This window comes from Nocardioides oleivorans (assembly GCF_004137255.1).
GTDB lineage: Bacteria > Actinomycetota > Actinomycetes > Propionibacteriales > Nocardioidaceae > Nocardioides > Nocardioides oleivorans.
In genome coordinates this window covers 1-20,528 of the sequence record NZ_SDWT01000003.1, presented here as the reverse complement: position 1 = coordinate 20,528, position 20,528 = coordinate 1, and the positions used below count along the sequence as shown (strand labels likewise).

The 20,528-nt window shown below is 72.1% G+C and carries 23 protein-coding genes; 13 read left to right on the top strand and 10 right to left on the bottom strand.

Going from position 1 to position 20,528, the window contains the following annotated elements:
* Positions 1 to 28: 28 nt before the first annotated feature.
* Together EUA93_RS18695 and EUA93_RS18690 are read left to right on the top strand one after the other, a co-directional pair.
* Positions 29 to 925, top strand: a complete 897-nt coding sequence (locus EUA93_RS18695; protein ID WP_129401866.1) for an ABC transporter ATP-binding protein — start codon at positions 29 to 31, stop codon at positions 923 to 925.
* Positions 922 to 1,734: an ABC transporter permease gene (locus tag EUA93_RS18690; RefSeq protein ID WP_129401865.1), complete on the top strand. Its 813-nt coding sequence runs from the start codon at positions 922 to 924 to the stop codon at positions 1,732 to 1,734. Before EUA93_RS18695 ends, EUA93_RS18690 begins: the two co-directional genes overlap by 4 nt.
* A gap of 48 nt (positions 1,735 to 1,782) precedes the next feature.
* Here EUA93_RS18690 and EUA93_RS18685 read toward each other — a convergent pair whose 3' ends face one another.
* A complete protein-coding gene (locus tag EUA93_RS18685) occupies positions 1,783 to 2,040 on the bottom strand; it encodes an RNA-binding S4 domain-containing protein (RefSeq protein ID WP_129401864.1) in 258 nt (85 codons plus the stop codon).
* Positions 2,041 to 2,044: 4 nt separating this feature from the next.
* Positions 2,045 to 3,343, bottom strand: coding sequence for a DUF445 domain-containing protein (locus tag EUA93_RS18680; protein ID WP_129401863.1), 1,299 nt, complete (start codon positions 3,341 to 3,343; stop codon positions 2,045 to 2,047).
* Between the two features lie 52 nt (positions 3,344 to 3,395).
* Between EUA93_RS18680 and EUA93_RS18675 the strand changes: the two genes are divergently transcribed.
* Entirely contained in the window at positions 3,396 to 3,791 is a 396-nt protein-coding gene (locus tag EUA93_RS18675) for an FAD synthase family protein (RefSeq protein ID WP_129401862.1), read from the top strand.
* A 73-nt stretch (positions 3,792 to 3,864) separates the two neighbouring features.
* Entirely contained in the window at positions 3,865 to 5,439 is a 1,575-nt protein-coding gene (locus tag EUA93_RS18670) for an MXAN_6640 family putative metalloprotease (RefSeq protein ID WP_129401861.1), read from the top strand.
* Positions 5,440 to 5,450: 11 nt separating this feature from the next.
* On the opposite strand, the gene EUA93_RS18665 is transcribed toward EUA93_RS18670, so the two are convergent.
* On the bottom strand, positions 5,451 to 6,086 hold the full coding sequence (locus tag EUA93_RS18665) for a TetR/AcrR family transcriptional regulator (RefSeq protein WP_207208861.1): 636 nt from the start codon (positions 6,084 to 6,086) through the stop codon (positions 5,451 to 5,453).
* 51 nt (positions 6,087 to 6,137) lie between these two features.
* On the opposite strand from EUA93_RS18665, the gene EUA93_RS18660 reads away from it, so the two are divergent.
* Genes EUA93_RS18660 through EUA93_RS18640 form a run of 5 tightly spaced genes read left to right on the top strand, consistent with a single transcriptional unit; the run spans position 6,138 to position 10,678 of the window.
* Positions 6,138 to 7,391 (top strand): acyl-CoA dehydrogenase family protein, encoded by a 1,254-nt coding sequence (locus EUA93_RS18660; protein ID WP_129401859.1) that lies wholly within the window; start codon positions 6,138 to 6,140, stop codon positions 7,389 to 7,391.
* Positions 7,388 to 8,176 carry an SDR family NAD(P)-dependent oxidoreductase gene (locus EUA93_RS18655; RefSeq protein WP_129401858.1) on the top strand — a complete coding sequence of 263 codons (789 nt, stop codon included), beginning with the start codon at positions 7,388 to 7,390 and terminating at the stop codon, positions 8,174 to 8,176. Before EUA93_RS18660 ends, EUA93_RS18655 begins: the two co-directional genes overlap by 4 nt.
* Positions 8,173 to 9,261: a phosphotransferase family protein gene (locus tag EUA93_RS18650; RefSeq protein WP_129401857.1), complete on the top strand. Its 1,089-nt coding sequence runs from the start codon at positions 8,173 to 8,175 to the stop codon at positions 9,259 to 9,261. Before EUA93_RS18655 ends, EUA93_RS18650 begins: the two co-directional genes overlap by 4 nt.
* Entirely contained in the window at positions 9,258 to 9,926 is a 669-nt protein-coding gene (locus EUA93_RS18645) for a histidine phosphatase family protein (RefSeq protein WP_129401856.1), read from the top strand. Before EUA93_RS18650 ends, EUA93_RS18645 begins: the two co-directional genes overlap by 4 nt.
* A gap of 8 nt (positions 9,927 to 9,934) precedes the next feature.
* Positions 9,935 to 10,678, top strand: a complete 744-nt coding sequence (locus tag EUA93_RS18640; protein ID WP_242497515.1) for an SDR family oxidoreductase — start codon at positions 9,935 to 9,937, stop codon at positions 10,676 to 10,678.
* Between the two features lie 18 nt (positions 10,679 to 10,696).
* Here EUA93_RS18640 and EUA93_RS18635 read toward each other — a convergent pair whose 3' ends face one another.
* A complete protein-coding gene (locus tag EUA93_RS18635; RefSeq protein WP_207208860.1) occupies positions 10,697 to 11,188 on the bottom strand; it encodes a VOC family protein in 492 nt (163 codons plus the stop codon).
* A gap of 121 nt (positions 11,189 to 11,309) precedes the next feature.
* Between EUA93_RS18635 and EUA93_RS18630 the strand changes: the two genes are divergently transcribed.
* On the top strand, positions 11,310 to 12,035 hold the full coding sequence (locus tag EUA93_RS18630; RefSeq protein ID WP_129401854.1) for a DinB family protein: 726 nt from the start codon (positions 11,310 to 11,312) through the stop codon (positions 12,033 to 12,035).
* Here EUA93_RS18630 and msrB read toward each other — a convergent pair.
* The 3 genes from msrB to hrpB all read right to left on the bottom strand — a co-directional run bounded on the left by msrB (position 12,032) and on the right by hrpB (position 15,726).
* A complete protein-coding gene (msrB, locus tag EUA93_RS18625) occupies positions 12,032 to 12,484 on the bottom strand; it encodes a peptide-methionine (R)-S-oxide reductase MsrB (RefSeq protein WP_129401853.1) in 453 nt (150 codons plus the stop codon). The two genes, EUA93_RS18630 and msrB, sit on opposite strands and share 4 nt — an antisense overlap.
* Positions 12,485 to 12,560: 76 nt before the next feature.
* On the bottom strand, positions 12,561 to 13,100 hold the full coding sequence (locus tag EUA93_RS18620; RefSeq protein ID WP_129401852.1) for a hypothetical protein: 540 nt from the start codon (positions 13,098 to 13,100) through the stop codon (positions 12,561 to 12,563).
* A 52-nt stretch (positions 13,101 to 13,152) separates the two neighbouring features.
* Entirely contained in the window at positions 13,153 to 15,726 is a 2,574-nt protein-coding gene (gene hrpB, locus EUA93_RS18615) for an ATP-dependent helicase HrpB (RefSeq protein WP_129401851.1), read from the bottom strand.
* Positions 15,727 to 15,831: 105 nt separating this feature from the next.
* Between hrpB and EUA93_RS18610 the strand changes: the two genes are divergently transcribed.
* The gene (locus EUA93_RS18610; RefSeq protein ID WP_129401850.1) at positions 15,832 to 16,203 is read left to right on the top strand and encodes a hypothetical protein; all 372 of its coding nucleotides are present in this window, start codon (positions 15,832 to 15,834) and stop codon (positions 16,201 to 16,203) included.
* 88 nt (positions 16,204 to 16,291) lie between these two features.
* Here the strand turns inward: EUA93_RS18610 and EUA93_RS18605 are convergent, their stop codons facing one another.
* A complete protein-coding gene (locus EUA93_RS18605; RefSeq protein ID WP_129401849.1) occupies positions 16,292 to 16,714 on the bottom strand; it encodes a VOC family protein in 423 nt (140 codons plus the stop codon).
* Between the two features lie 97 nt (positions 16,715 to 16,811).
* On the opposite strand from EUA93_RS18605, the gene EUA93_RS18600 reads away from it, so the two are divergent.
* Both EUA93_RS18600 and EUA93_RS18595 read left to right on the top strand, forming a co-directional pair.
* The gene (locus tag EUA93_RS18600) at positions 16,812 to 17,402 is read left to right on the top strand and encodes a DUF1349 domain-containing protein (protein ID WP_129401848.1); all 591 of its coding nucleotides are present in this window, start codon (positions 16,812 to 16,814) and stop codon (positions 17,400 to 17,402) included.
* A gap of 98 nt (positions 17,403 to 17,500) precedes the next feature.
* Positions 17,501 to 18,733, top strand: coding sequence for a TolB-like translocation protein (locus tag EUA93_RS18595; RefSeq protein ID WP_129401847.1), 1,233 nt, complete (start codon positions 17,501 to 17,503; stop codon positions 18,731 to 18,733).
* A gap of 79 nt (positions 18,734 to 18,812) precedes the next feature.
* Here the strand turns inward: EUA93_RS18595 and EUA93_RS18590 are convergent, their stop codons facing one another.
* Together EUA93_RS18590 and EUA93_RS18585 are read right to left on the bottom strand one after the other, a co-directional pair.
* Positions 18,813 to 19,394, bottom strand: coding sequence for a P-loop nucleotide/nucleoside kinase family protein (locus tag EUA93_RS18590; RefSeq protein ID WP_207208859.1), 582 nt, complete (start codon positions 19,392 to 19,394; stop codon positions 18,813 to 18,815).
* A gap of 303 nt (positions 19,395 to 19,697) precedes the next feature.
* The coding region (locus EUA93_RS18585) for an HNH endonuclease signature motif containing protein (RefSeq protein WP_165355227.1) at positions 19,698 to 20,528 on the bottom strand (831 nt) is incomplete at its 5' end.

Genomic DNA, 20,528 nt, shown 5'->3' with positions numbered 1-20,528 from the left:
CGACCCCCGGTCCGCGCAGGCTGGAGCCATGATCACAGTCGAGAACCTCACCAAGCGCTACGGCGGTTTCACGGCCGTCGACGACATCTCCTTCGAGGTGCGTCCGGGCAGCGTCGTCGGATTCCTCGGTCCCAACGGTGCCGGCAAGTCCACCGCGATGCGGATGATGACCGGGCTCACCCCGGCCACGTCCGGCCGCGCCACGATCCTGGGGCAGACCTACCGCGAGCTGCACAACCCCGGCCGTCAGGTCGGCGTCATGCTCGACGCCTCGGCCCAGCACCCGGGTCGTACGGGGCGTGAGGTGCTCCGCGTCGCCGCCGTCTCGGTCGGCGTCTCGAAGGCCCGCGTCGAGGAGGTGCTGCACACCGTCGGCCTGACCGACGAGGAGGCGGGCCGCCGGGTGCGCAACTACTCCCTCGGCATGCGCCAGCGCCTCGGCATCGCCGCCGCGCTGCTCGGTGAGCCGCAGGTTCTGATCCTCGACGAGCCGGCCAACGGCCTCGACCCGCAGGGCATCCACTGGATGCGCGGCCTGCTGCGCCGCTTCGCCGACGGCGGCGGCACCGTGCTGCTGTCGAGCCACCTGCTCCACGAGGTGCAGATCGTGGCCGACGACCTCGTCATGATCGGCCGCGGCCGCATCGTCGCGATGGGCTCCAAGGAGGAGCTCCTCAGCCGCGGCGGCACCACCGTCCGCTCCACCGACGACGCCCGTCTCGCCGGCCTGCTCGAGACGGCCGGCGTGCCGTTCTCGCGCACCGGCTCCGGCCTCGTGGTCGACGCCGAGGCCGAGGTCGTCGGCCGGGTCGCCGCCGAGGAGCGCATCGTGCTCCTCGAGCTGCGCTCCGGGGGCTCCGAAGGCCTCGAAGAGATGTTCCTCGGCCTCACGGCCGCCACCTCCCGGGAAGGAGACGCAGCATGAGCACCGACACCACCCGCACCCCCGCACCCGTCGTCGGCGGGGACGCGCACGACGTACGCCCCGTCCCGACCGCGCTCGAGGGACGCCCCGGCGTGCCCTTCGGCCGCACCCTCCAGAGCGAGCTGCGCAAGATCGTCGACACCCGCGCCGGTCTCTGGATGGTCATCGTGATGGCGGCCCTGGCCGCCGTCGTCCTGGCCGCCGTCGTGATCTGGGGAGACCCCGGCGACGCGACCTTCGACGGCCTGCTCGCGATGGCGACCATGCCCCTCGCGATCGTCCTCCCGATCCTCGGGATCATGGCCGCGACCGCCGAGTGGTCGCAGCGCACCGGCCTGGTGACCTTCACCCTGGAGCCGCGTCGCGGGCGCATCGTGGTCGCCAAGGCGATCGCGTCGATGCTCTTCGCGCTCGGCGTCGTCGCGGCCGCGTTCGCCGCGTCCGCCCTCGTCAACGTCACCGCCGGCACCGGCACGTGGGACCTGACGGGCGCCGCCGCCGGCGGGCTCGTGCTCGCGCTGATGCTCTACGTCCTGCAGGGCGTGGCGTTCGGCCTGCTGTTCCTCAACACCCCGATCGCCATCGTCGCCGTGCTGGTGCTGCCCAGCATCTGGGGCATCGCGACGGCGCTCATCGGCCGGCTCGAGGAGATCGGCCGGTGGGTGAACCTGGACCGGGTGATGGAGCCGCTGTTCGCCGGCGAGATGGCCGGCCGGGACTGGGCGCAGCTCGGCACCGGCGTCGCGGCATGGGTGCTGCTGCCCCTCGCGATCGGCACCTACCGGGTCCTGAACCGCGAGGTGAAGTGAGTCGTGGGGTGACGTGGTCGGGGGACCCGTCACCCCATCCGTCGCCACTCACCAGGGGACGTCGATCTCGACCTCTCCTGTGGCGACACGGGCCGCCAGCCCGCCCAGCGTGACCACGTCACCGGGGACGAGCTGGCGGCCCCGTCGCGTCTCCACCTCGTCGTTGACGAGCACGGCGCCATCGGCGATCACCGGCTTGGCCTCGGCCCCGCTCTCCACGAGGTTGGCGAGCTTGAGGAACTGGCCGAGCCGGATCGACTCGTCGCGGATGGGTACGTCGATGGGCTCAGGGGACGGCGCGGGCATGGGCTCAGTGAACCAGCACCGAGAACGCGTGGATCAGCACGCCCACGAGGCCACCGACGATGGTGCCGTTGATCCGGATGTACTGCAGGTCCTTGCCCACGTGCAGCTCGATGCGTCGCGCGGCCTCCTTGCCGTCCCACCGCTCGATGGTGGAGGTGATCACCGTGGTGACCTCGGCGCCGTACCGCTCCACCATGAACACGGCCAGGTCCGCCGCCATCTGGTCGAGCCGGGCGCGAAGGTCGGCGTCGTCGCGGAGCCGCTGGGAGAACTGGTTGAGCTCGAGCAGCAGGCGCTGGCGGACGGCACCCTCGCGGTCCTTGACGGAGGCGAGCAGCGCGGCACGCATCGCCTTCCACAGCGAGATGGCGGTCGTGACGACCTGGGGGTGGTCGAGCAGCCGCTCCTTGAAGGCCTCGGCGCGCTCCTGCGTCTCGCGGTCGTGCAGCAGGTCGGTGGCGAGCTGGCCCAGCATCGAGTCGAGCGCCTCGCGGGCCCGGTGGTGCGGGTCGTCGCGGATGTCCTCGACCCACGCGAGGGCCTGGACGTGCATGCGGGAGGTCACCGCGTCGTTGAGCCGCGTCGGCGTCCACCACGGCGCGCGCTCCTCGAGCACCTGGGAGAAGGTCTCGGGGTTGTCCACCAGCCAGCGGTGCATCTCGTCGAGCGCGAGGTCGACCACGCCGTGGTGGAGGTCGTCGCGCAGCACCTCCATGAGGGTCGTGCCCAGGAGCGGCGCGATCGGCTCCTCGCGGAAGCGCGGGACGAGGGCCTGCGTCACCAGGTCGGCGACGTGGTCGTCGCGCACCTTGCCGAGCGCGATCGCCGCGACGTCGGAGGCCTCGTCGACGACCCGGCGGGCGTTGGCCGGGTCGCCCAGCCAGTCCCCGACCCGGGCCGAGATGGCCGCGGCGGTGACGCGCTCGCGGATGATGTCCTCCTGCAGGAAGTTCTCCCCGACGAACTCCTCCAGGCCCTTGCCGAGCTCGTCCTTGCGCTTCGGGATCAGCGCGGTGTGCGGGATCGGCAGGCCGAGCGGGTGCTTGAAGAGAGCGGTGACGGCGAACCAGTCGGCGATGGCCCCGACCATGGACGCCTCGGCGCCCGCGTTGACGAAGCCCCAGGCGCCGTCGCGCCCGAGCGTGGCGACGTACACGCAGGCGGCGAGCAGCAACAGGCCGACGGCGACCGTGCGCATCTGGCGCAGGCCACGGCGACGGGCCTCGTCGGCGCCGGGGTCGGGGGTGATCAGCGAGACCGTCGGCTTCCCGGAGGGCGGGGACGTGGCGGCGGTGGTGGGCATGGCGTCATCCTCCCCCACGTCACCCCACGACCCGCGTGCCAGAATGCCGCGCATGCCTCGCACCGTCATCACCTTCGGGACGTTCGACGTGTTCCACGTCGGTCACCTGCGCGTCCTCGAGCGTGCCGCGGCGCTGGGCGACCGGCTCGTGGTCGGGGTGTCGGCCGACGCCCTCAACGAGCGGAAGAAGGGCCGGGCCCCGATCTTCAGCCAGCGCGAGCGCCTCGCCATCGTCGGTGCGCTCAAGGTGGTCGACGAGGTCTTCGTCGAGGAGAGCCTGGAGCAGAAGCGCGACTACATCGTCGAGCACGCAGCCGACGTCCTCGTCATGGGCGACGACTGGGCGGGCAGGTTCGACGAGTTCGGCGACGTGTGCGAGGTGGTCTACCTCGAACGCACCCCCGCCATCTCCACGACTGCGATCATCGAGCACATCGCCGACCTGTGACAGGTTTCGGAGCGGTGGCGCTGGGTTAGTGTCACTCCGAGCTGACAACCAAGAGGGGAACCAGAGGCCAACCATGCGCAGAATCCTCACCACCGCCGTGGCCATCGCACTGATGGGAGGCGCGGCGCTGTCCGCGCCCGCCGTCGCTGCCGAGGGCCAGGCGAAGATCGACCCACGCACCGCCGACCTGACGCCGTCCGGTGACGCGTCCGACGTCGCACCCCAGGCCGCGCTGCCCGAGGTCGCCGACCTCACCAGCGCCGACGCCCTCACCACTGCGCGCCGGGTCTTCTCGGGCAAGGCCCGCGCGAACGACCCCTCCGCCACCCTCGCGCTGCGCGACCTGTGGGCGAAGAAGTCCGAGCTGAGCGGCCGCGCGCTGGCCCAGGCCGAGGAGCTGCTCGCCCGCCCGACCGACGGCGCCGGCGACCCCGACGGCTTCGGCTACACCGCGCCCGAGGCCGCCCCGGTGTGCAACACCCGCATCTGCCTCCACTACGTCGGGAGCACGGCCGACGCGCCGCCGTCGCTCGACTGGGTCAACCAGAACCTCGGTGTCGTCGACTCGATCTGGACGCAGGAGGTCGACCAGCTCGGCTACCGCGCGCCGCTCTCCGACGGCGCCAAGGGCGGCGGCCCGCAGCTCGACGTCTACCTCAAGGACCTCGGCGGCCAGGGGATCTACGGCTACTGCGCACCCGAGACCCGCGTCAAGAACCGCACCGCCTCGGGCTACTGCGTCCTCGACAACGACTTCGCCCAGGCGCAGTTCCCCAACGCGACGCCGAGCGACAACCTGCTCGTCACCGCGGGCCACGAGTTCTTCCACGCCGTCCAGTTCGGCTACGACTACGCCGAGGACCGCTGGATGATGGAGTCCACGGCGACGTGGATGGAGGAGCGGGTCGCGACGCACGTCAACGACAACCGCCAGTACTTCGAGACCAGCCCGATCTACGCGCCCTACGTGCCGCTCGACCTGTTCAGCAGCCAGTACACCTTCCAGTACGGCAGCTGGGTGTGGTGGGAGTACCTCTCGTCGAAGTACGGCACCAAGATCGTGAAGAAGGCCTGGGACCAGGCCGGCTCGCTCAAGAAGGACGGCGGCAAGAACAGCATCGCCGCGCTGCAGAAGATCCTCAAGAAGAAGGGCGGGCTCACCAAGACGTTCGCCAAGTTCTCCGCCGGCAACCTGACGCCCGCCGCCAACTTCCCCGAGGGTGCCGAGTACCCCTTCCCGCGCTTCGCCAACGGCAAGGTGCTGAAGAAGGGCAAGTCGAAGCGCTTCAACGCCAAGATCTACCACCTCGCCTCGTCGTCCTACGGCTTCGCCCCGAAGAACAGCAAGGGCAAGAAGTGGAAGCTCGCCGTGACGGTCAACGGTCCGGTCAAGCGCACGTCGCCGGCCGCCGTCGTGGTCGTGCACCTCAAGAACGGCAAGCGCCAGGTCAAGCTGGTCAAGCTGAACAACAACGGTGACGGCCGCATCCGGGTGGGCTTCGACAGCAAGAAGGTCGCCGTCGTCTCGGTGACCCTGGTCAACGGCTCGACCCGCTACCAGTGCAACCGCGGCACGGGCTACGCCTGCGCCGGCAAGCCGCTGGACGACAAGGCGCGCTTCTCCGTGACGGGCCGCGTCACGAAGTGAGCCTCATCTGATCAGGACCGCCTGAGGGCGAGCAGGGCGTGGAGCGCCGCGACGCACTCCTCGACCAGCACTGACACCGGGACCGGGCGTTCGCCGGTCGGCACTGCCGACCAGGTGAGCGCCCGGTCCTCCGTGTAGGCCCACCAGGCGCGTACGACATCGCGCTCGCCCGGCGCGACCTCGAGCGCGACCACCACCCGGTCGGTGCTCCCGTCGCGGACCGAGTCCATGACCTCGCTGACCCGCGGGTCGGCCACCCCGTGGCCGTGCACGAGCGCGAGGTAGAAGTCGCGCCGCCGCTCGATCTGCTCGATCATCAGCCGGGTCACCATCTCGACCTGGTCCTCGCCGGGGAGGTCCGGGTCGGGCGCGGTGTTGCGCAGGATCCGGCGCCCGGCGGCCGCGATGCAGGCCAGGTAGTAGTCGGTCTTGGTCGGGAAGTAGTGGAAGAGCAGGCCGCGCGAGATCCCCGCCTCGGCCGCGATGTCGTCCATCGACAGGTCCTGGATCGGCTTCTCCACGATCTTGGCCAGGCCGATGGCGACCAGCTGGCGGCGACGGTCCTGCGCGCTCAGACGTCGGCGTACCGGGGTGGCCTCGTGTGCTCCCCCGGATGCTCCCCCGGGCGCTGCCTCGGGTCCTGCCACGGCGTCCGTCACGCTATTGAGCATTGCTCAACAGTGTGCCAAGGTCAATGCATGGACTTCTCCCTCTCCCCCCGTGCCGCCGACCTCCGCGACCGGGTCCGCGCGTTCGTCGCCGACGAGGTCGAGCCGATCGAGGCCGAGGCGCACCACCGGATCACCCGGCTGCGCGAGTCGGGCGGCGACAACTGGGCGCCCGACCCGGTGATCGCCGAGCTGCAGGCCAAGGCCCGCGCCCAGGGGCTGTGGAACCTCTTCCTCCCCGCCGCGCACGCCGGCCGCTACGCCGCCGACTTCGGCACCGACGGCGGCGAGGGACTCTCCAACGCCGACTACGCACCGGTCGCCGAGGCGATGGGCCGCTCGTTCCTCGCTCCCCTGGTCTTCAACTCGAACGCGCCCGACACCGGCAACATGGAGGTGCTGCTGAAGTACGGCACCGACGCGCAGCGCGAGCAGTGGCTCGAGCCGCTCCTGCGCGCGGAGATCCGCAGCGCGTTCTGCATGACCGAGCCCGCCGTGGCCTCCTCCGACGCCACCAACATGGCCGCTACCGCCGAGGTCGACGGCGACGAGATCGTCATCAACGGCCGCAAGTGGTGGTCGACGGGCGTGGGCAACCCGGACTGCAAGGTGTTCGTCTTCATGGGCCTGTCCGACCCCGAGGCCGACCGGCACTCGCGCCACACGATGGTGCTGGTCCCCCGCGACGCCGAGGGCGTCAAGGTGGAGCGGATGCTCACCACGATGGGCTACTACGACGAGCCGCTCGGTCACGGCGAGGTGTCGTTCACCGACGTCCGGGTGCCGGCCGCCAACGTGCTGCTCGGCCCGGGCCGTGCCTTCGAGATCGCCCAGGGCCGGCTCGGACCGGGCCGGGTCCACCACTGCATGCGCGCCATCGGCCTCGCCGAGCGCGCGCTCGAGCTCGCCTGCGCCCGGGCGACGAGCCGGACCGCCTTCGGCAAGCCGATCGCCAACCTCGGCGGCAACCGCGAGCGCATCGCCGACGCCCGTATCGCGATCAACCGCTCGCGGCTGCTCGTCATGCACGCCGCGTGGCTGCTCGACCAGGGCATGAGCCGTGAGGCCTACTCGGCGGTGAGCGAGATCAAGGTCGAGGTGCCCAACATGGCGCTCGACGTCATCGACATGGCCATCCAGCTGCACGGCGGCGGCGGCCTGAGCGAGGACTTCCCGCTGGCCGCGGCCTGGGTGGGCGCCCGGTCGCTGCGCCTCGCCGACGGCCCCGACGAGGTCCACCGCAACGTGATCGCGAAGATCGAGCTCGGGAAGCACGCCTCGTGAGCACCACCCCGCACAGCGCCCGGGTCCTGGTCACCGGCGCGGGCTCCGGCCTCGGCGCCGCGCTCGTCGCCGCCTCCCGGGCACGGGGCGACGAGGTGCTCGCGACCGACCGCGTCGATGCCGAGGGCGTCGACCTCGTCCTCGACATCACCTCCGACGACGACTGGGCCTCCGCGGTCGACGCGGTGCGCGACCGGTGGGGCGGGCTCGACGTGCTGGTCAACAACGCCGGCGTCGCCGGTGGCGGCCGGGTCGACGTCTGCACCCTCGACGAGTGGCAGTGGATCACCGACATCAACCTCTTCGGCGCCGTCCGCGGCACCCGGGCGTTCGTGCCGATGCTCAAGGAGCAGGGCTCCGGCCACCTGGTCAACGTCGCCTCGCTCGCCGGCCTCGCCCACCCGGCGGGGATGGGCTCCTACAACGCCGTGAAGGCCGCGGTGGTGGCGTTCACCGAGACCTGCGGCCACGAGCTGTCGTCGTACGGCATCCGGGCGAGCGTGGTGTGCCCGTCCTACTTCCGCACGAACCTGATGGACTCGATGCAGGGCAGCGACGCGCTGGTCGGCCAGGTCGTCGGCGGGCTGGTCGAGCGCTCCTCGATCACGGCGGACGACATCGCCGCGGCGGTGCTGGCCGGGATGGACGCCGGCGACGACCTGATCGTGCCCGACGAGCCCGCGCGCCAGGCGTACTCCCTCAAGTGGGCCGACCGCCCGGCCTACGACGCGGTGATGCGCGACCAGGCGGCGAAGCTCCGGGGCGCTGCCGGGGCGGGGTCGTGACCGCCGTGCCGGGCGCCCGGGAGGTGCGCGAGGAGGACGCCTTCGACGTCGCTGCCGTGGCTGCCTGGCTCCGCGCGCACGCGGCCACCCCCGACGGCCTCGACGGCGACCCGGAGGTCCGCCAGTTCACCGGCGGTGCGTCGAACCTGACCTACCTCCTGCGCTTCCCGTCGGGCCGCGACCTGATCGTGCGGCGCGCGCCTGCGGGCACGAAGGCCAGGGGGGCGCACGACATGCACCGGGAGTACGTCATCCAGTCGGCCGTGGCGCCGGTCTTCGACTACGTCGCACCCATGGTCGCCTTCTGCGACGACCCCGAGGTGGTGGGCGGCGACTTCTACGCGATGGACCGGATCGCCGGCGTGATCCCGCGCAGCGAGTGGCCCTCCGACGTGCCGCTGTCGCCCGAGCAGGCGCGGGCGCTGTGCCTGCACGCCGTCGACGTGCTGGCCGAGCTCCACGGCATCGACCCTGCGGCGGCCGGTCTCGACCATCTCGGCAAGGGAGCCGGCTACGTCCGCCGCCAGGTGGAGGGTTGGTCGACGCGCTACCGCAACGCCCGCACCGACGACGTGCCCGACCTCGAGTCGGTGATGGCGTGGCTCGACGAGCACCAGCCCGACGACGTCGCGACCTGCGTGATCCACAACGACTTCAAGCTCGACAACCTCGTGCTGGACGACGACGACGTGACGCGCGTCGTCGGGGTGCTCGACTGGGAGATGGCGACCCTCGGCGACCCGCTCATGGACCTCGCCGGCTCGATGGCCTACTGGGTGCAGGCCGACGACACCGAGGAGTTCCAGATGATGCGGCGGGTGCCCACGCACCTGCCGGGCATGCTGACGCGCGACGAGTTCGTGGCGGCGTACGCCGAACGCACGGGGCGGTCGGTCACGCCGGCGCAGTGGCGCTTCTACGAGGTCTTCGGGCTGTTCCGGATGGCGGTGATCGCGCAGCAGATCTACTACCGGTACTTCCACGGCCAGACGTCCAACGAGATGTACGCCCTGTTCGGCCCCGCCGTGCAGATCATCGGCCGGCGCCTCGACGCCACCATCGCGGCAGGACCGACCGGGTCGTGAGCCGCATCCTCCTCGTCCGGCACGGCCAGGCGTCGTTCGGTGCCGACGACTACGACAACCTCTCCGAGCTCGGCCACTCGCAGTCGCGCATCCTCGGTGCCGCCCTGGCGGCACGGGGCGTCGCCGCCGACCTCGTGGTGGCCGGCCAGATGAAGCGGCACGACCAGACCGCTCGCGGCGTGCTCGAGGGCGCGGGCTGGAGGGCCGACGTCGGCGTCGACGCGGGCTGGAACGAGTTCGACCACCTGCAGGTGCTCGGCGTGCACTCCGCGCCCAGCACCGTCGAGGGCGAGGACGAGAAGGCGGCCTTCCAGCGGTGGTTCGAGGAGGCGACCCGGCGTTGGACGTCCGGCGCGGACGAGGCGTCGTACGACGAGTCGTTCGCGGCGTTCGGCGCACGTGTCGATGCCTCGCTGGCCCGGCTCGTGGAGGCGTTGCCCCGCTCGGGCACGGCCGTCGTGCTCACCAGCGGCGGCGCGATCGCGTGGACCGCCGCGACCCTGCTCGCCGACGACCCGGGCGTCCGCTCCGAGCTGTGGCTGCGGCTCAACCCGGTGTCGGTCAACTCCGGCGTCACGACCCTCGTGCGCGGCCGGCGCGGGACGACCCTCGTCGCCTTCAACGCCCACGACCACCTTTCCCCCGACCTGATCACCTACCGCTAGGACCCTCTGTGCCCACGATCCTCATCACCGGTGCCAGCAGCGGGCTGGGCGCCGAGATGGCCCGCCAGTTCGCCGCGCTCGGGTACGACCTCGCGCTCTGTGCGCGTCGTACGGACCGGCTCGACTCGCTCGCCGCCGACATCACGGCGGCCCATCCCGCGGTGCGCGTCTCGGTGAAGGCGCTCGACGTCAACGACCACGACGCCGTCTTCTCGGTCTTCGAGGAGTTCCGCGCGGAGCTCGGCTCGCTGGAGAAGGTCGTCGTCAACGCCGGCCTCGGCAAGGGCCAGCCGCTGGGGACCGGTCGCTTCGACGCCAACCTCGAGACCGCGCAGACCAACTTCATCGGTGCGCTCGCCCAGACCGAGGCGGCGGCTGCGATCTTCCGCGCGCAGGGCGCGGGCCAGCTGGTGATGGTCTCGTCGTTCGCCGCGCTCCGCGGGATGCCCGGGAACATCACGACGTACGCCGCCACGAAGGCCGCGGTCGCCCACCTCGCCGAGGGCTTCCGCGCCGACGTCCACGGGACGCCGATCAAGGTGACCGTGCTCTACCCCGGCTACATCGTCAGCGAGATGTCCGGCACCTCGGCGAAGACCCCGCTGTTGTCCTCGACGGAGAAGGGCGTGCGCGCCATGGTCGAGGCGATCGAGAAGGAGAAGCCCCGCGCCCGGGTCCCCACCTGGCCCTGGGGTCCCCTCGGCTTCGTGGTGAAGCACGTGCCGACCTCGGTGCTGCGGCGGATGAGCTGACCCGGTCGGTGGGTCGGCTCAGGTCGTGTCCACGCGGGGCAGGTCGAGGTCGTGCTCGTCGATGAAGGCGTCGATGTCGTCCTGGCTGGTGTGCCCGGCGGCGAGGGCCGCCCTGGCCGCCAGCAGGTGCTCGTTGGGTGCCGAGAGCTCGAGGGCGATGTCGTCCGGGTCGCGGAAGTTGAGGTGGAAGCTGAGCTCCATGTCCCGGATGGGCGTGTAGCCGACCCCGAGGTCGTCGAAGCGACGCTCCCACTCCTCGAGCTCGGCGCGCGACCCTGCCGCGAGCCCGAGGTGGTCGAGCCCGGTGGTGAGCTCGGTGAAGCCGCCACCACGTGCCCCGTCGTGCTTCATCAGCGAGAGCGTGAAGCCGGTGGCCGGGTGCATGAGGATCCGGCCGTAGCCCACGTCCAGCACCGGGACGAAGTCGAGCACGGAGGTGTAGAACGACTGGCTCCGGTCGAGGTCGGTGACCGTGAACGAGACGTGGTCGACTCCGGCGAACGTCACCATGGGGCACCTCCACTCGCGTCGTGCACCTCCCCGCATGATGCTCCGTGCAAGGGCTTCGCGACAGCCCTGTACAGACCTCTGCGCCACGCTCGGTGTCCGACGTCCGGTGCAGACTGGCGACATGGCGCGTTTCGAGGACCAGGACCTGTCCGATGCGGAGTTCCGCGAGAGCGACCTGAGTCGCGCCCGCTTCGTCGGCGTGGTCATGCAGGACGCCGTCATCGACGGGCTCGTCACGAACCTCGTCGTCAACGGCGTGGAGGTGACGTCGTACGTCGAGGCGGAGCTCGACCGCCGGCACCCGGTGCGCGTGCTGGTGCGGTCCTCCTCCCCCAGCGACCTGCGCGCGGCCGCGTCGCAGCTGCAGGGCGCCTGGGCGGCCACGGTGTCGCGCCTCCGCGCGCTGCCGGCCGGCTCGGAGCACGAGCGCGTCGGAGGTGAGTGGTCGGCGGTGGAGACCATGCGCCACCTCGTCTTCGTGCACGACTCGTGGTTCCGCCGCTGCTGCCTCGGCTCGACATCGCTCTTCACCGCGCTCGGGTTGGCCACCGACTTCGTGCCGGACCAGGTGGAGCAGGGCCTCGACCCGGCGGCCGCGCCCGGGCTCGACGAGGTGGTCGCCGTCCGCGAGGTGCAGGCGGTCGAGCTCTCGGACTGGCTGGCCGGCGTGACGGACGCCGAGCTGGCCTCCCCCGCGCCGGTCCCCGAGGGCCCGGGCTGGCCGCCCTACGCCCGGGGCAGGACCGTGCTCCAGTGCCTCCAGGTGGTGCTCAAGGAGGAGTGGGCTCACCACGGGTTCTGCGTGCGGGACCTCGACCTGCTGGGGCCTGAGGCTGGGCTGCGCTAGGCGGTCGGTCCGTCGGCCGGCTCCGACGGGGCCTCGTCGAGCGTGAGCGCGGCGCCGTTGATGCACCACCGCTGGCCGGTGGGCCGGGGACCGTCGCCGAAGACGTGCCCCAGGTGACCTCCGCACGTGGCGCAGCTCGCCTCGCGCCGCGGCACCAGCAGCTTGAAGTCGGTCCGGACCGACACGGCGTCGCGGGTGGCAGCGTGGGAGAAGCTGGGCCAGCCCGTCCCGGACTCGAACTGGTCGCCCGCCCGGAACAGCGCAGCATCACACCCTGCGCACCTGTAGACGCCGTCGGCACCGGCCACGGGGTGCGCGTACGGGCTGCTGCCGGGCGCCTCCGTGCCCGAGCGCCGGAGCACGCGGTACGCCTCGGCGTCCAGCCGCGCCTGCCACTCCGCATCCGTGCGCACCACCGGGGGCTGCGGTCGGGAGCGGCGCGTGAACATGCGACGAGCCTAGAGACCGGGCCCTGAAGGTGGACGGGGTCGACGGCGCGCAACCCTCCCGCGTCGAGCGGGCCCGTCAGCCCAGGGGGCGCACCACGTACCTCACGAGCGCGGTGCCGCTCCACCGAGGGGCGGCGCCGACGAAGCTGAGCTCGATCCTGACCCGGTAGCCGTGCCCGCGCGCGCGGACCTTGAACTCCTCGCGCAGCTCGGGCTCGGTGTCGGGGCCGGTGTCCACCTCGACCGTGCGGCTGGTGGAGGTGACGTCGCGGAAGCGCTTCGCCGTGAGTCGCTGCACCAGGTGGCTCTGCTCGGGCCCCAGGTCGTCGACCTCCATCGCGAGGTCGAGCAGGTGCCGGCACCTGGACCGCAGGTAGCCGCGGACCGTGTACTCACCCTGCGGCAACGGCACCACGCGCGGGAAGTCGGCCGGGTCCACGCTGGCCTCGGCGCACGAGGCGGGTCGGCCCGCTGCTCGATCGTCGGCGCCCGCCACGTCCGCAGCGGAGGCGGAGCTGCTTCCCGGGACGGCGAGGACGGCGAGCACGGCGACGGGGGCGAGGGTGCGTGCGAGTGCGTGACGCGAGCGGGTCGGCGGGGCCTCGGGCTTTGGCATGGGTGCAGTGAAGCGCATGACCGGCGTCCGCACCGCGCTTTCGACCCGGCACTCAGCCGCGCCGGCCGCGGTTCGTGCGCGCGGTGGCCGGTGCGCTGCGCGGGTCCTCGGGCCAGGCGTGCTTCGGATAGCGCCCGCGCAGGTCAGCACGCACGCCCGGGTAGCCGTTGTCCCAGAAGGACTCCAGGTCGGCGGTGACGGCGGCCGGGCGCCCCGCGGGCGAGAGCAGGTGCAGCAGGAGGGGGACCCGTCCACCGGCCAGGAGCGGTGGCGACGTCCAGCCGAAGACCTCCTGCAGGCGCACGGCGAGCACCGGCTGCTCCTGGGAGTAGTCGATCCGGATGCGCGACCCGCTGGGCACCTCCACGCGTTCGGGGGCCAGGTCGTCGAGCCTGCCGGCCTCGGGCCACGGCACCCTCGCTCGCAGGGCGGCCGTCACGTCGATCCGGCGAAGGTCCTGGGCCGAGCGGACGCGTGCCAGCTGCGGCCCGAGCCAGGTGTCGAGGTCCCGCGTCAGTGCGGTGTCGCCCACGTCGGGCCACGGGTCGCCGATGGCGCGGTGCAGGAAGTCGAGGCGGGCGCGCAGTGCCACGGCCGCCTCCGTCCAGCTGAGGAGGGCGATCCCCTCGCTTGCGACGGCCTCGCGGATCGCGTGGCTGACGGCCTCGGCGGGTGGATCGCCGAGCGGCACCGAGCTCAGCTCGATCGCGCCGAGCAACGTGCGACGGCGGGCCAGCACCCGCCCACCGGTCCAGGTGACCTCGTCGACCTCGGCCCAGAGTGATCCGGCGGCCTCCAGCGCCAGGTCCTCGGTCAGGGGGGCCGCTGCGCGGATCCGGGCCTCGCGTTGCCCGGGCCGTCGCTCCGCGTCGCCGACGGCGAGCCACTCCAGACCGACCAACGGGCCCGGAGAGCGCAGGTCGAGCGCCGCACCCGTCCCGGACGCCATCAGGTAGCCCGTCGCGCCGGGGCGCTTGCGCGCGATCCGGTCCGGGTGGGACAGCGCCACCACCAGGCCCACGGCCACGTCGTCGGTGAGTGCCCGTGTGCCGCTCGGCTCGGCCGCGGACTGGTGCGCGACGACCTCCTCCAGCCGGGTCACCTGGCGGCGCCACGTCCCGGCTCGCCGGTCGGCGCGAAGCGACCGGAGTGCAGCCACCAGGTCCCCGCCGGGAGCGCGTACGTCCTCGCTCAGCATCGCGACCACCTCAGCGGCCCGCCTGGCCCCGACGAGGCCAGCCCCGTCGATGAGGGCCCGCGCCAGCCGGGGCTCGACCGGCACGCCGGCCATCACCCGGCCACGCGGGGTGGCGCCCCCGTCCTCGGTCATCGCCCCCAGGTCCACCAGCACCTCCCGGGCCGCCGCCATCGCGTGCGCCGGCGGCTGGTCGAGCAGCGCCAGGTCGCGGACGTCGCGGCTGCCCCAGCACGCCACCTCCAGGGCAAAGGCCGTCAGGTCGGCGGTGGCGATCTCGGGCTCCGGGTGCGCGACCAGGTGCGCGTGGTCCGCCTCGGACCAGCAGCGCAGCACGGCGCCCGGCCCCAGCCGCCCGGCCCGCCCCGCCCGCTGCTCGGCCGCCGCCCGGCTCACGGCGACGGTGACCAGGGAGGCCAGTCCACGACGGTGGTCCGTGCGCGGCTCGCGGGAGAAGCCTGCGTCGACCACGACGCGTACCCCCGGCACCGTCAGCGACGACTCGGCGACCGCCGTTGAGACGATCACCCGGCGACGCGGGCCCTCGCTGAGCGCGCGGTCCTGCTCGGCTCCGGACAGGCGGCCGTGCAGGGCGTGCACGTCCGCGTCCACGCCGGCCAGCCGGCGTACGGTCCCCTCGACCTCTGCGACGCCGGGCACGAACACCAGCACGTCCCCCTCGTGCCCGACCAGCGCACGGCGCACGGTCGCTGCGACGTGGTCGTGGAACGCCGGGGTGATCCCCCGGTCGTCGGTGCGGCGCACCCCGGCGGGCGGCGGGCACCAGACCTCCCGGACCGGGTGCAGCGCCCCCGGGACCCGGACCACCGGGGCGCTCCCGGCCGCATCGGGACCCTCCGGATCGACGCCTCGACCGAGCAGGGCGGCCGTCCGCTCGGCCTCGACGGTGGCCGACATCGCCACCAGTCGCAGGTCCTCACGCAGGTTGGCCCGGACGTCGACGAGCAGCGCCAGGGTCAGGTCGGCATCGAGGTGGCGCTCGTGCACCTCGTCGAGCACGACGGCGCCGACGCCGACCAGCTCGGGATCGCGCTGGAGGCGTCGGAGCAGCAGGCCGGTCGTGACGATCTCGACGCGCGTACGTCGACTGCTGCGGCGGTCGCCGCGCACGGAGTAGCCGACCGTCTCGCCGACCGGTTCGCCGATCAGGTCCGCGAGCCGACGGGCAGCAGCGCGAGCCGCGATGCGACTGGGCTGCGTGACCACGACCCGGCCGGTGACGACCCCGGCGACCGCGGGCGGCACGAGGGTCGTCTTGCCGGTGCCCGGCGGCGCATGGACCACCGCGAGCCCCCGCGTGCCGAGCGCCTCCACGAGTGCAGGCAGACCCGCGGTGACCGGGAGGTCAGGGGGCGCGGCCAGCAGGTGGCGCAACGGGTCGGACACGCGTGCAGTGTGCCTGACGCGCATCGCGGCCGGGGCTGCGAACACCGGTGGCGGCGCACCACCGCGGCCGTCCCGGGAAATCGGATGCTGGTCGCGGTGCGAACCTGAGACGCTGCGAGGGTGGATCCGGTGCTGGGAGAGTCGATCGGCCCGGTGCTGCGCGACCTGGCCCACGCGGGCCTCGTCGCACCGAGGTTCGCCGACGACGACTGGGCCGGTGCCGACGACCGCGCGTCGTGCATGATGTGGGGCGCCGACGGGAGCGGTTCAGGACTGGCAGTCGCACGAGGTGCCGCTCTGGCGGAGCGGGTGGCGGATGCGGCCGACCAGGTCCAGGAGTGGGTCATCGAGGACCAGCTCTGGGGGTCCGGACGTACCAACTGGCCGCCGTGCCCGAGCCACCCCGACAACCACCCTCTGCAGGCAGCGGTCGTCGGGGCGGGCGCGGTGTGGACGTGTCCGGCCGATCGTTCGGTGGTCAGGCCGGTCGGCGAGCCCTAGCGGACCTCGGTCGTCGACACGGGACAGCGTCGCCGGGCCCCTGCGGGCGGTGTCCAGCGGTCAGTGGTCGGTGGTCAGTGGTCGGTGGTCAGTGGTCGGTGGCCGTGGCGACGTCGAGGGCCCAGATGACGCCGAACCTGTCGCGCAGCTGGCCGGCGAGCTGCGACCACGCGGCGGGGCCGAACGGCTGCCGGATCTCGGCGCCGTCGAGCAGGCCGTTCCAGGCGGCCGTGATCTCGTCGGCGTCGGTTCCGCTCAGGTAGACGTACGAGGCGTTCGTGCCCTGGTCGTAGGGCTGGTGCGGCCACACGTCGAAGGCCATCACGCGGATGCCGGACGCGGTCTGCACCTGGCCCCACACGATGCGGTCGGCCCACGCGGGGTCGTCGGTGGCGCCCATCGCGCCGTAGGTCATGGCGGTGACCTCGGCGCCGAAGGCCGTGGCGTAGAAGTCGAGTGCCTCGCGGGCGTTGCCGTTGAAGTTGAGGTGAGGGGTGGTGGTGATCGTCATGGGTGCAAGTCTGGCGAGTGACGCGGTCAGGTTCTGTCCTACTCTGATCATTCTTCCCACGCGACGCGAAGTCCCTCCTACTTCCGGAAAGGCAACCATGTCCCAGACCGTTCCGTGGACCGACGGATCCTGGACGAACGAACCCGTCGAGGTCAGGCGCGATGCCGACGGCCTCCACGTGACTGCCCGCGAGGGCAGTGACGCCTGGCGCCTCACGTCGTACGGCTTCATCCACTCCTCCGAGCACGCGCTGCTGACGACGCTGGAGCCCGAGTCCGCGCTCGAGGTGCAGTTCCACCTCGACTTCACCGACCAGTTCGACCAGGCCGGCATCTTCGTCAAGGTCGATGCCGAGTCGTGGATCAAGGCCGGCGTCGAGCTGAGCGACGGGGAGGAGAGCCTCGGCGCTGTCGTGACCCGCGGGCAGTCGGACTGGTCACTGTCTCCCGTACCGAGCTGGGCGGGACGGCTGGTCACCGTCCGCGGAAGCTGGTCGGGCAACGCGCTCACGGTGCGCGCACGTGTCGACGACGAGCCGTGGAGACTCGTTCGCGTCGCGCCCCTGGAAACGGCGGCGGCGGTCTCTGCAGGGCCGTTCTGCTGCGCGCCGACCAGAGCCGGGCTCACCGTCCACTTCACGTCCTGGCGCACCACCCCGCCGGACACCCGGCTGCACCCGGACGCCTGAGCCTCCAGCGACCCGACGGACCGATCGGCACAGGGCTCGAGCCGTCGGGCAGTTCCAGCCTCGGACTGCTGCGCCTTCGCCGGGTTAGTGTCAGGGGCATGTCTCGCGTGCGCGCCCTCGTGGCTGCCTTCTCCGTAGCCGTCGTCGCTGCGCTTCTCGTCCCCACCTCCGGTGCCACGGCCGACGTACCCGCCACCGGGTCAGCCGTCGCGGACACCCGGACTCCCCGGATGGCCACAGCGTCCGGATCCGTCCTGGGCTACCAGTGCGGGGAGGGCGTCTGCCTCGTCGACCCCGACGTGCCCGGCGCACGACCCGTCGTCGTGGTCCCGGACGGCCGGTTCGCCGGCGTCACCGCCGACGGGCGGACCGTGGCCTGGGTGCAGCCGGACGGGAACCTCGTCACCGCGCCCACCGCCGGTGGCGCACCGACCACGGTCTACACCGGGGCGATCGGGTTCCAGCCGGTGATCTCCCCGGACGGTGCGTCGTTCCTGTGGCAGTTCGCCGTGCCGGTCAACGGCTTCTACTACACCTACCGGCTCGACGTGGCGACGCAGGACGTCTACGGGATCGCGGCGTGCTCCTGCACGGTGACGCACGGCTGGGCCGGTCCGACGCCCATCGGCGTCTTCCCCACCGACAACGGCCGGCCGAGCCGGATCTGCAAGCTCGACCGCAGCGGCTCCTCGAGCTGCGTAGCCGTGCTCGTCTCCGAGACGCGCGGCCAGCTCGCCTTCCCCGACGGCTCGGCCGACGGCCAGACCTACGTGGCCTCCGTCGACGTCGGCGGCTCCGAGTTCGGCGGCGTGGACGGTCCGATCGCGCTGTTCAGCGCCGCCACGGGCGCCGTCGTCAAGGACCTCACGTCCAACCCCAACGACGTCACGCCCACGCTGTCGCAGGAGGGCGACCGCGTCGCCTTCGAGCGCGACGACCAGATCGTCATCGTCGACGTGGCCACCGGGGCCGAGCGAGTCGTCGGCCCGGGTGTCTACCCGTCGTGGGGCGGCACCCGCAGCCAGCAGGGTGGAGACAACGCCGCCGTGTCGGTGCGAGGCACGAAGGCGTCGGTCAAGGCCGGGAAGATCAAGGTGAAGGTCGCCTGCGCCGGACTGGGCGAGTGCACAGGGAAGGCCACCCTGGGCAAGAGCAGGACCGTTCTCGCGAAGACGAAGTACGCGGTCGCCGCAGGCAAGACCGCCACCGTGAAGTTGAAGCTCACCAAGGCCGGCAAGCAGCGATTCGCCCGCAACGGCACGGTCAAGCTCACGCTGTCGCTCCGAGGAAACGGCACCACGGTCAAGAAGAAGGTGACCGTCCGCTACTGACCGGGGACGCTGGGCCGCACCGTTGCGACGTGACCGGTGTCGATGAAGGTCGTCCGGAAGCCGGGAGGGTACGGCCGCGTCAGGGCGCGGATCTCGGCCCGGCAGGACGAGCGTTGACCTCGTCGAAGCGCGGCAGAGTTGGCCAGCGCATGCTCGCCCAGTGAAACCAGCTGTCGAAGCCGGGCGGGGGATCTGGCACGGCGCCGTAGGACAGCTCCTCTGGCGACGGGGGCTGGCACAGGGCGAGGAAGCGGTCGTGGTCGGCGTCGCTCATGGCGAACGTGGTCTCGGGCGCAGATTCCCACCGAGACCGTGCCCGTGCGCGACGCTCGGTCTCGTCGATGCGGACGTGCCGGAGGTCGAAGCGTGCCTCGGCGGACTCGGCGATGACGCGGATCGCGTAGCGCTCCTCCGGTGACCAGCACCCGAAGTCGAGGATGACGGATGCCCCACTCCTCAGCACCTCATGAGCGACCCAGATCATGCGTCCCTCGAGAATGTCTCGCCGACCGTCCGCGTCACTGTCGCCGAACAGCGGCGCCATCCACTCGTCAGGTGTGAGTCGGAGAATCCCCTGGGTCTCGGCGATCTGGCGCGCCAACGTCGTCTTCCCCGCGCCCGGCAGGCCGACGGTGAGATACAGGACCAGCTCGTTCGCCACTGCTCAAGCATCCACAGCCACGACGATCCTCGGCAACCGAGTTGCGCGGCTGTCACCGCATCCACAGATCCATGAGGGTGCCGACCGGGTGACGGGCCGGGTGATCGCATGCACGTGGTCCGCGAACCACTGGACCGACTCGACGTCGTCGCGCACGCAGTCCGTGAACTCCCGATGGAAGGCGACAGACGGCTGCAGGAGATCAGGCGCGGCAACGCTGCACCATGCGGTGAAGGCGGTGGCGTCGCTCACGGGCAGCCAGATACCCCGACAGGCGGCGATTCGCCCGTATGTGCCCCCGGCCTACGTCCGCATCACGTAGGTGACGGTGTTGTCGGCGTGGATGGTCATCACGTGCCGACTGCTGTGCGCCAGCCGGTGGTGTCGCGGGCACAGCAACCGACCGTTGGCCAGGTCCGTGGGCCCGCCTCTGGACCAGGGGTCGTCGTGGTGGGCATGACACCCTGACGCTGACGTCTCGCAGCCGCGGGCAGTGCACCCACCGTCCCGGAGTCCGAGCGCGACCCGCTGAGCCTTGGAGTGCAGGCGCGCGGTGCGCCCGAGGTCGAGGGGCTGGGCCTTGCTCCCGAGGACGGCGGGGATGATCCCGGCCTCGCACGCCAACCGTCGCGCCTGCCCGGCCGACATCCGGGTGCCGTCGTCGAGCAGCGCGGTCGCCGAGTCCCCCAGCAGCTGCTCGAGCGTCATCGTCACCACCACCGTCGCGTTCACCCCCGCGGTCTGCGGGGTCGCCTCGAGCGGATAGCGCTCGACGTACTCCACGAACGCCTCACCCAGACGCCGCCGCAACGGCTTCCACCCACCGCTCTCGTCGCGAAGGTCGGCGTCGGTGTGGCGGGCCGGGTTCGCCAACGCCAGCAGATGACGCCTGAACATCCTCCCCACGTGCGAGGGCACCACGAACGTCCCACGGCAGCGGCCTTCCCCGTCATCGCTGAGCGTCATCTCCACACCAGCCAGCGCGCGCTCCTCCTCCGCCTCGAGCACGGCGGCCTCGTGGGACTCCCCCACCTCCGGGGCCACGACGTCCAGGATCCGCTTCCCGAGCATCTTCAGAGCCTTCGCGTCGTGCTGGACCGCGAGCTCCAGCAGCCGTGCTTCCGCCTTGGCGCG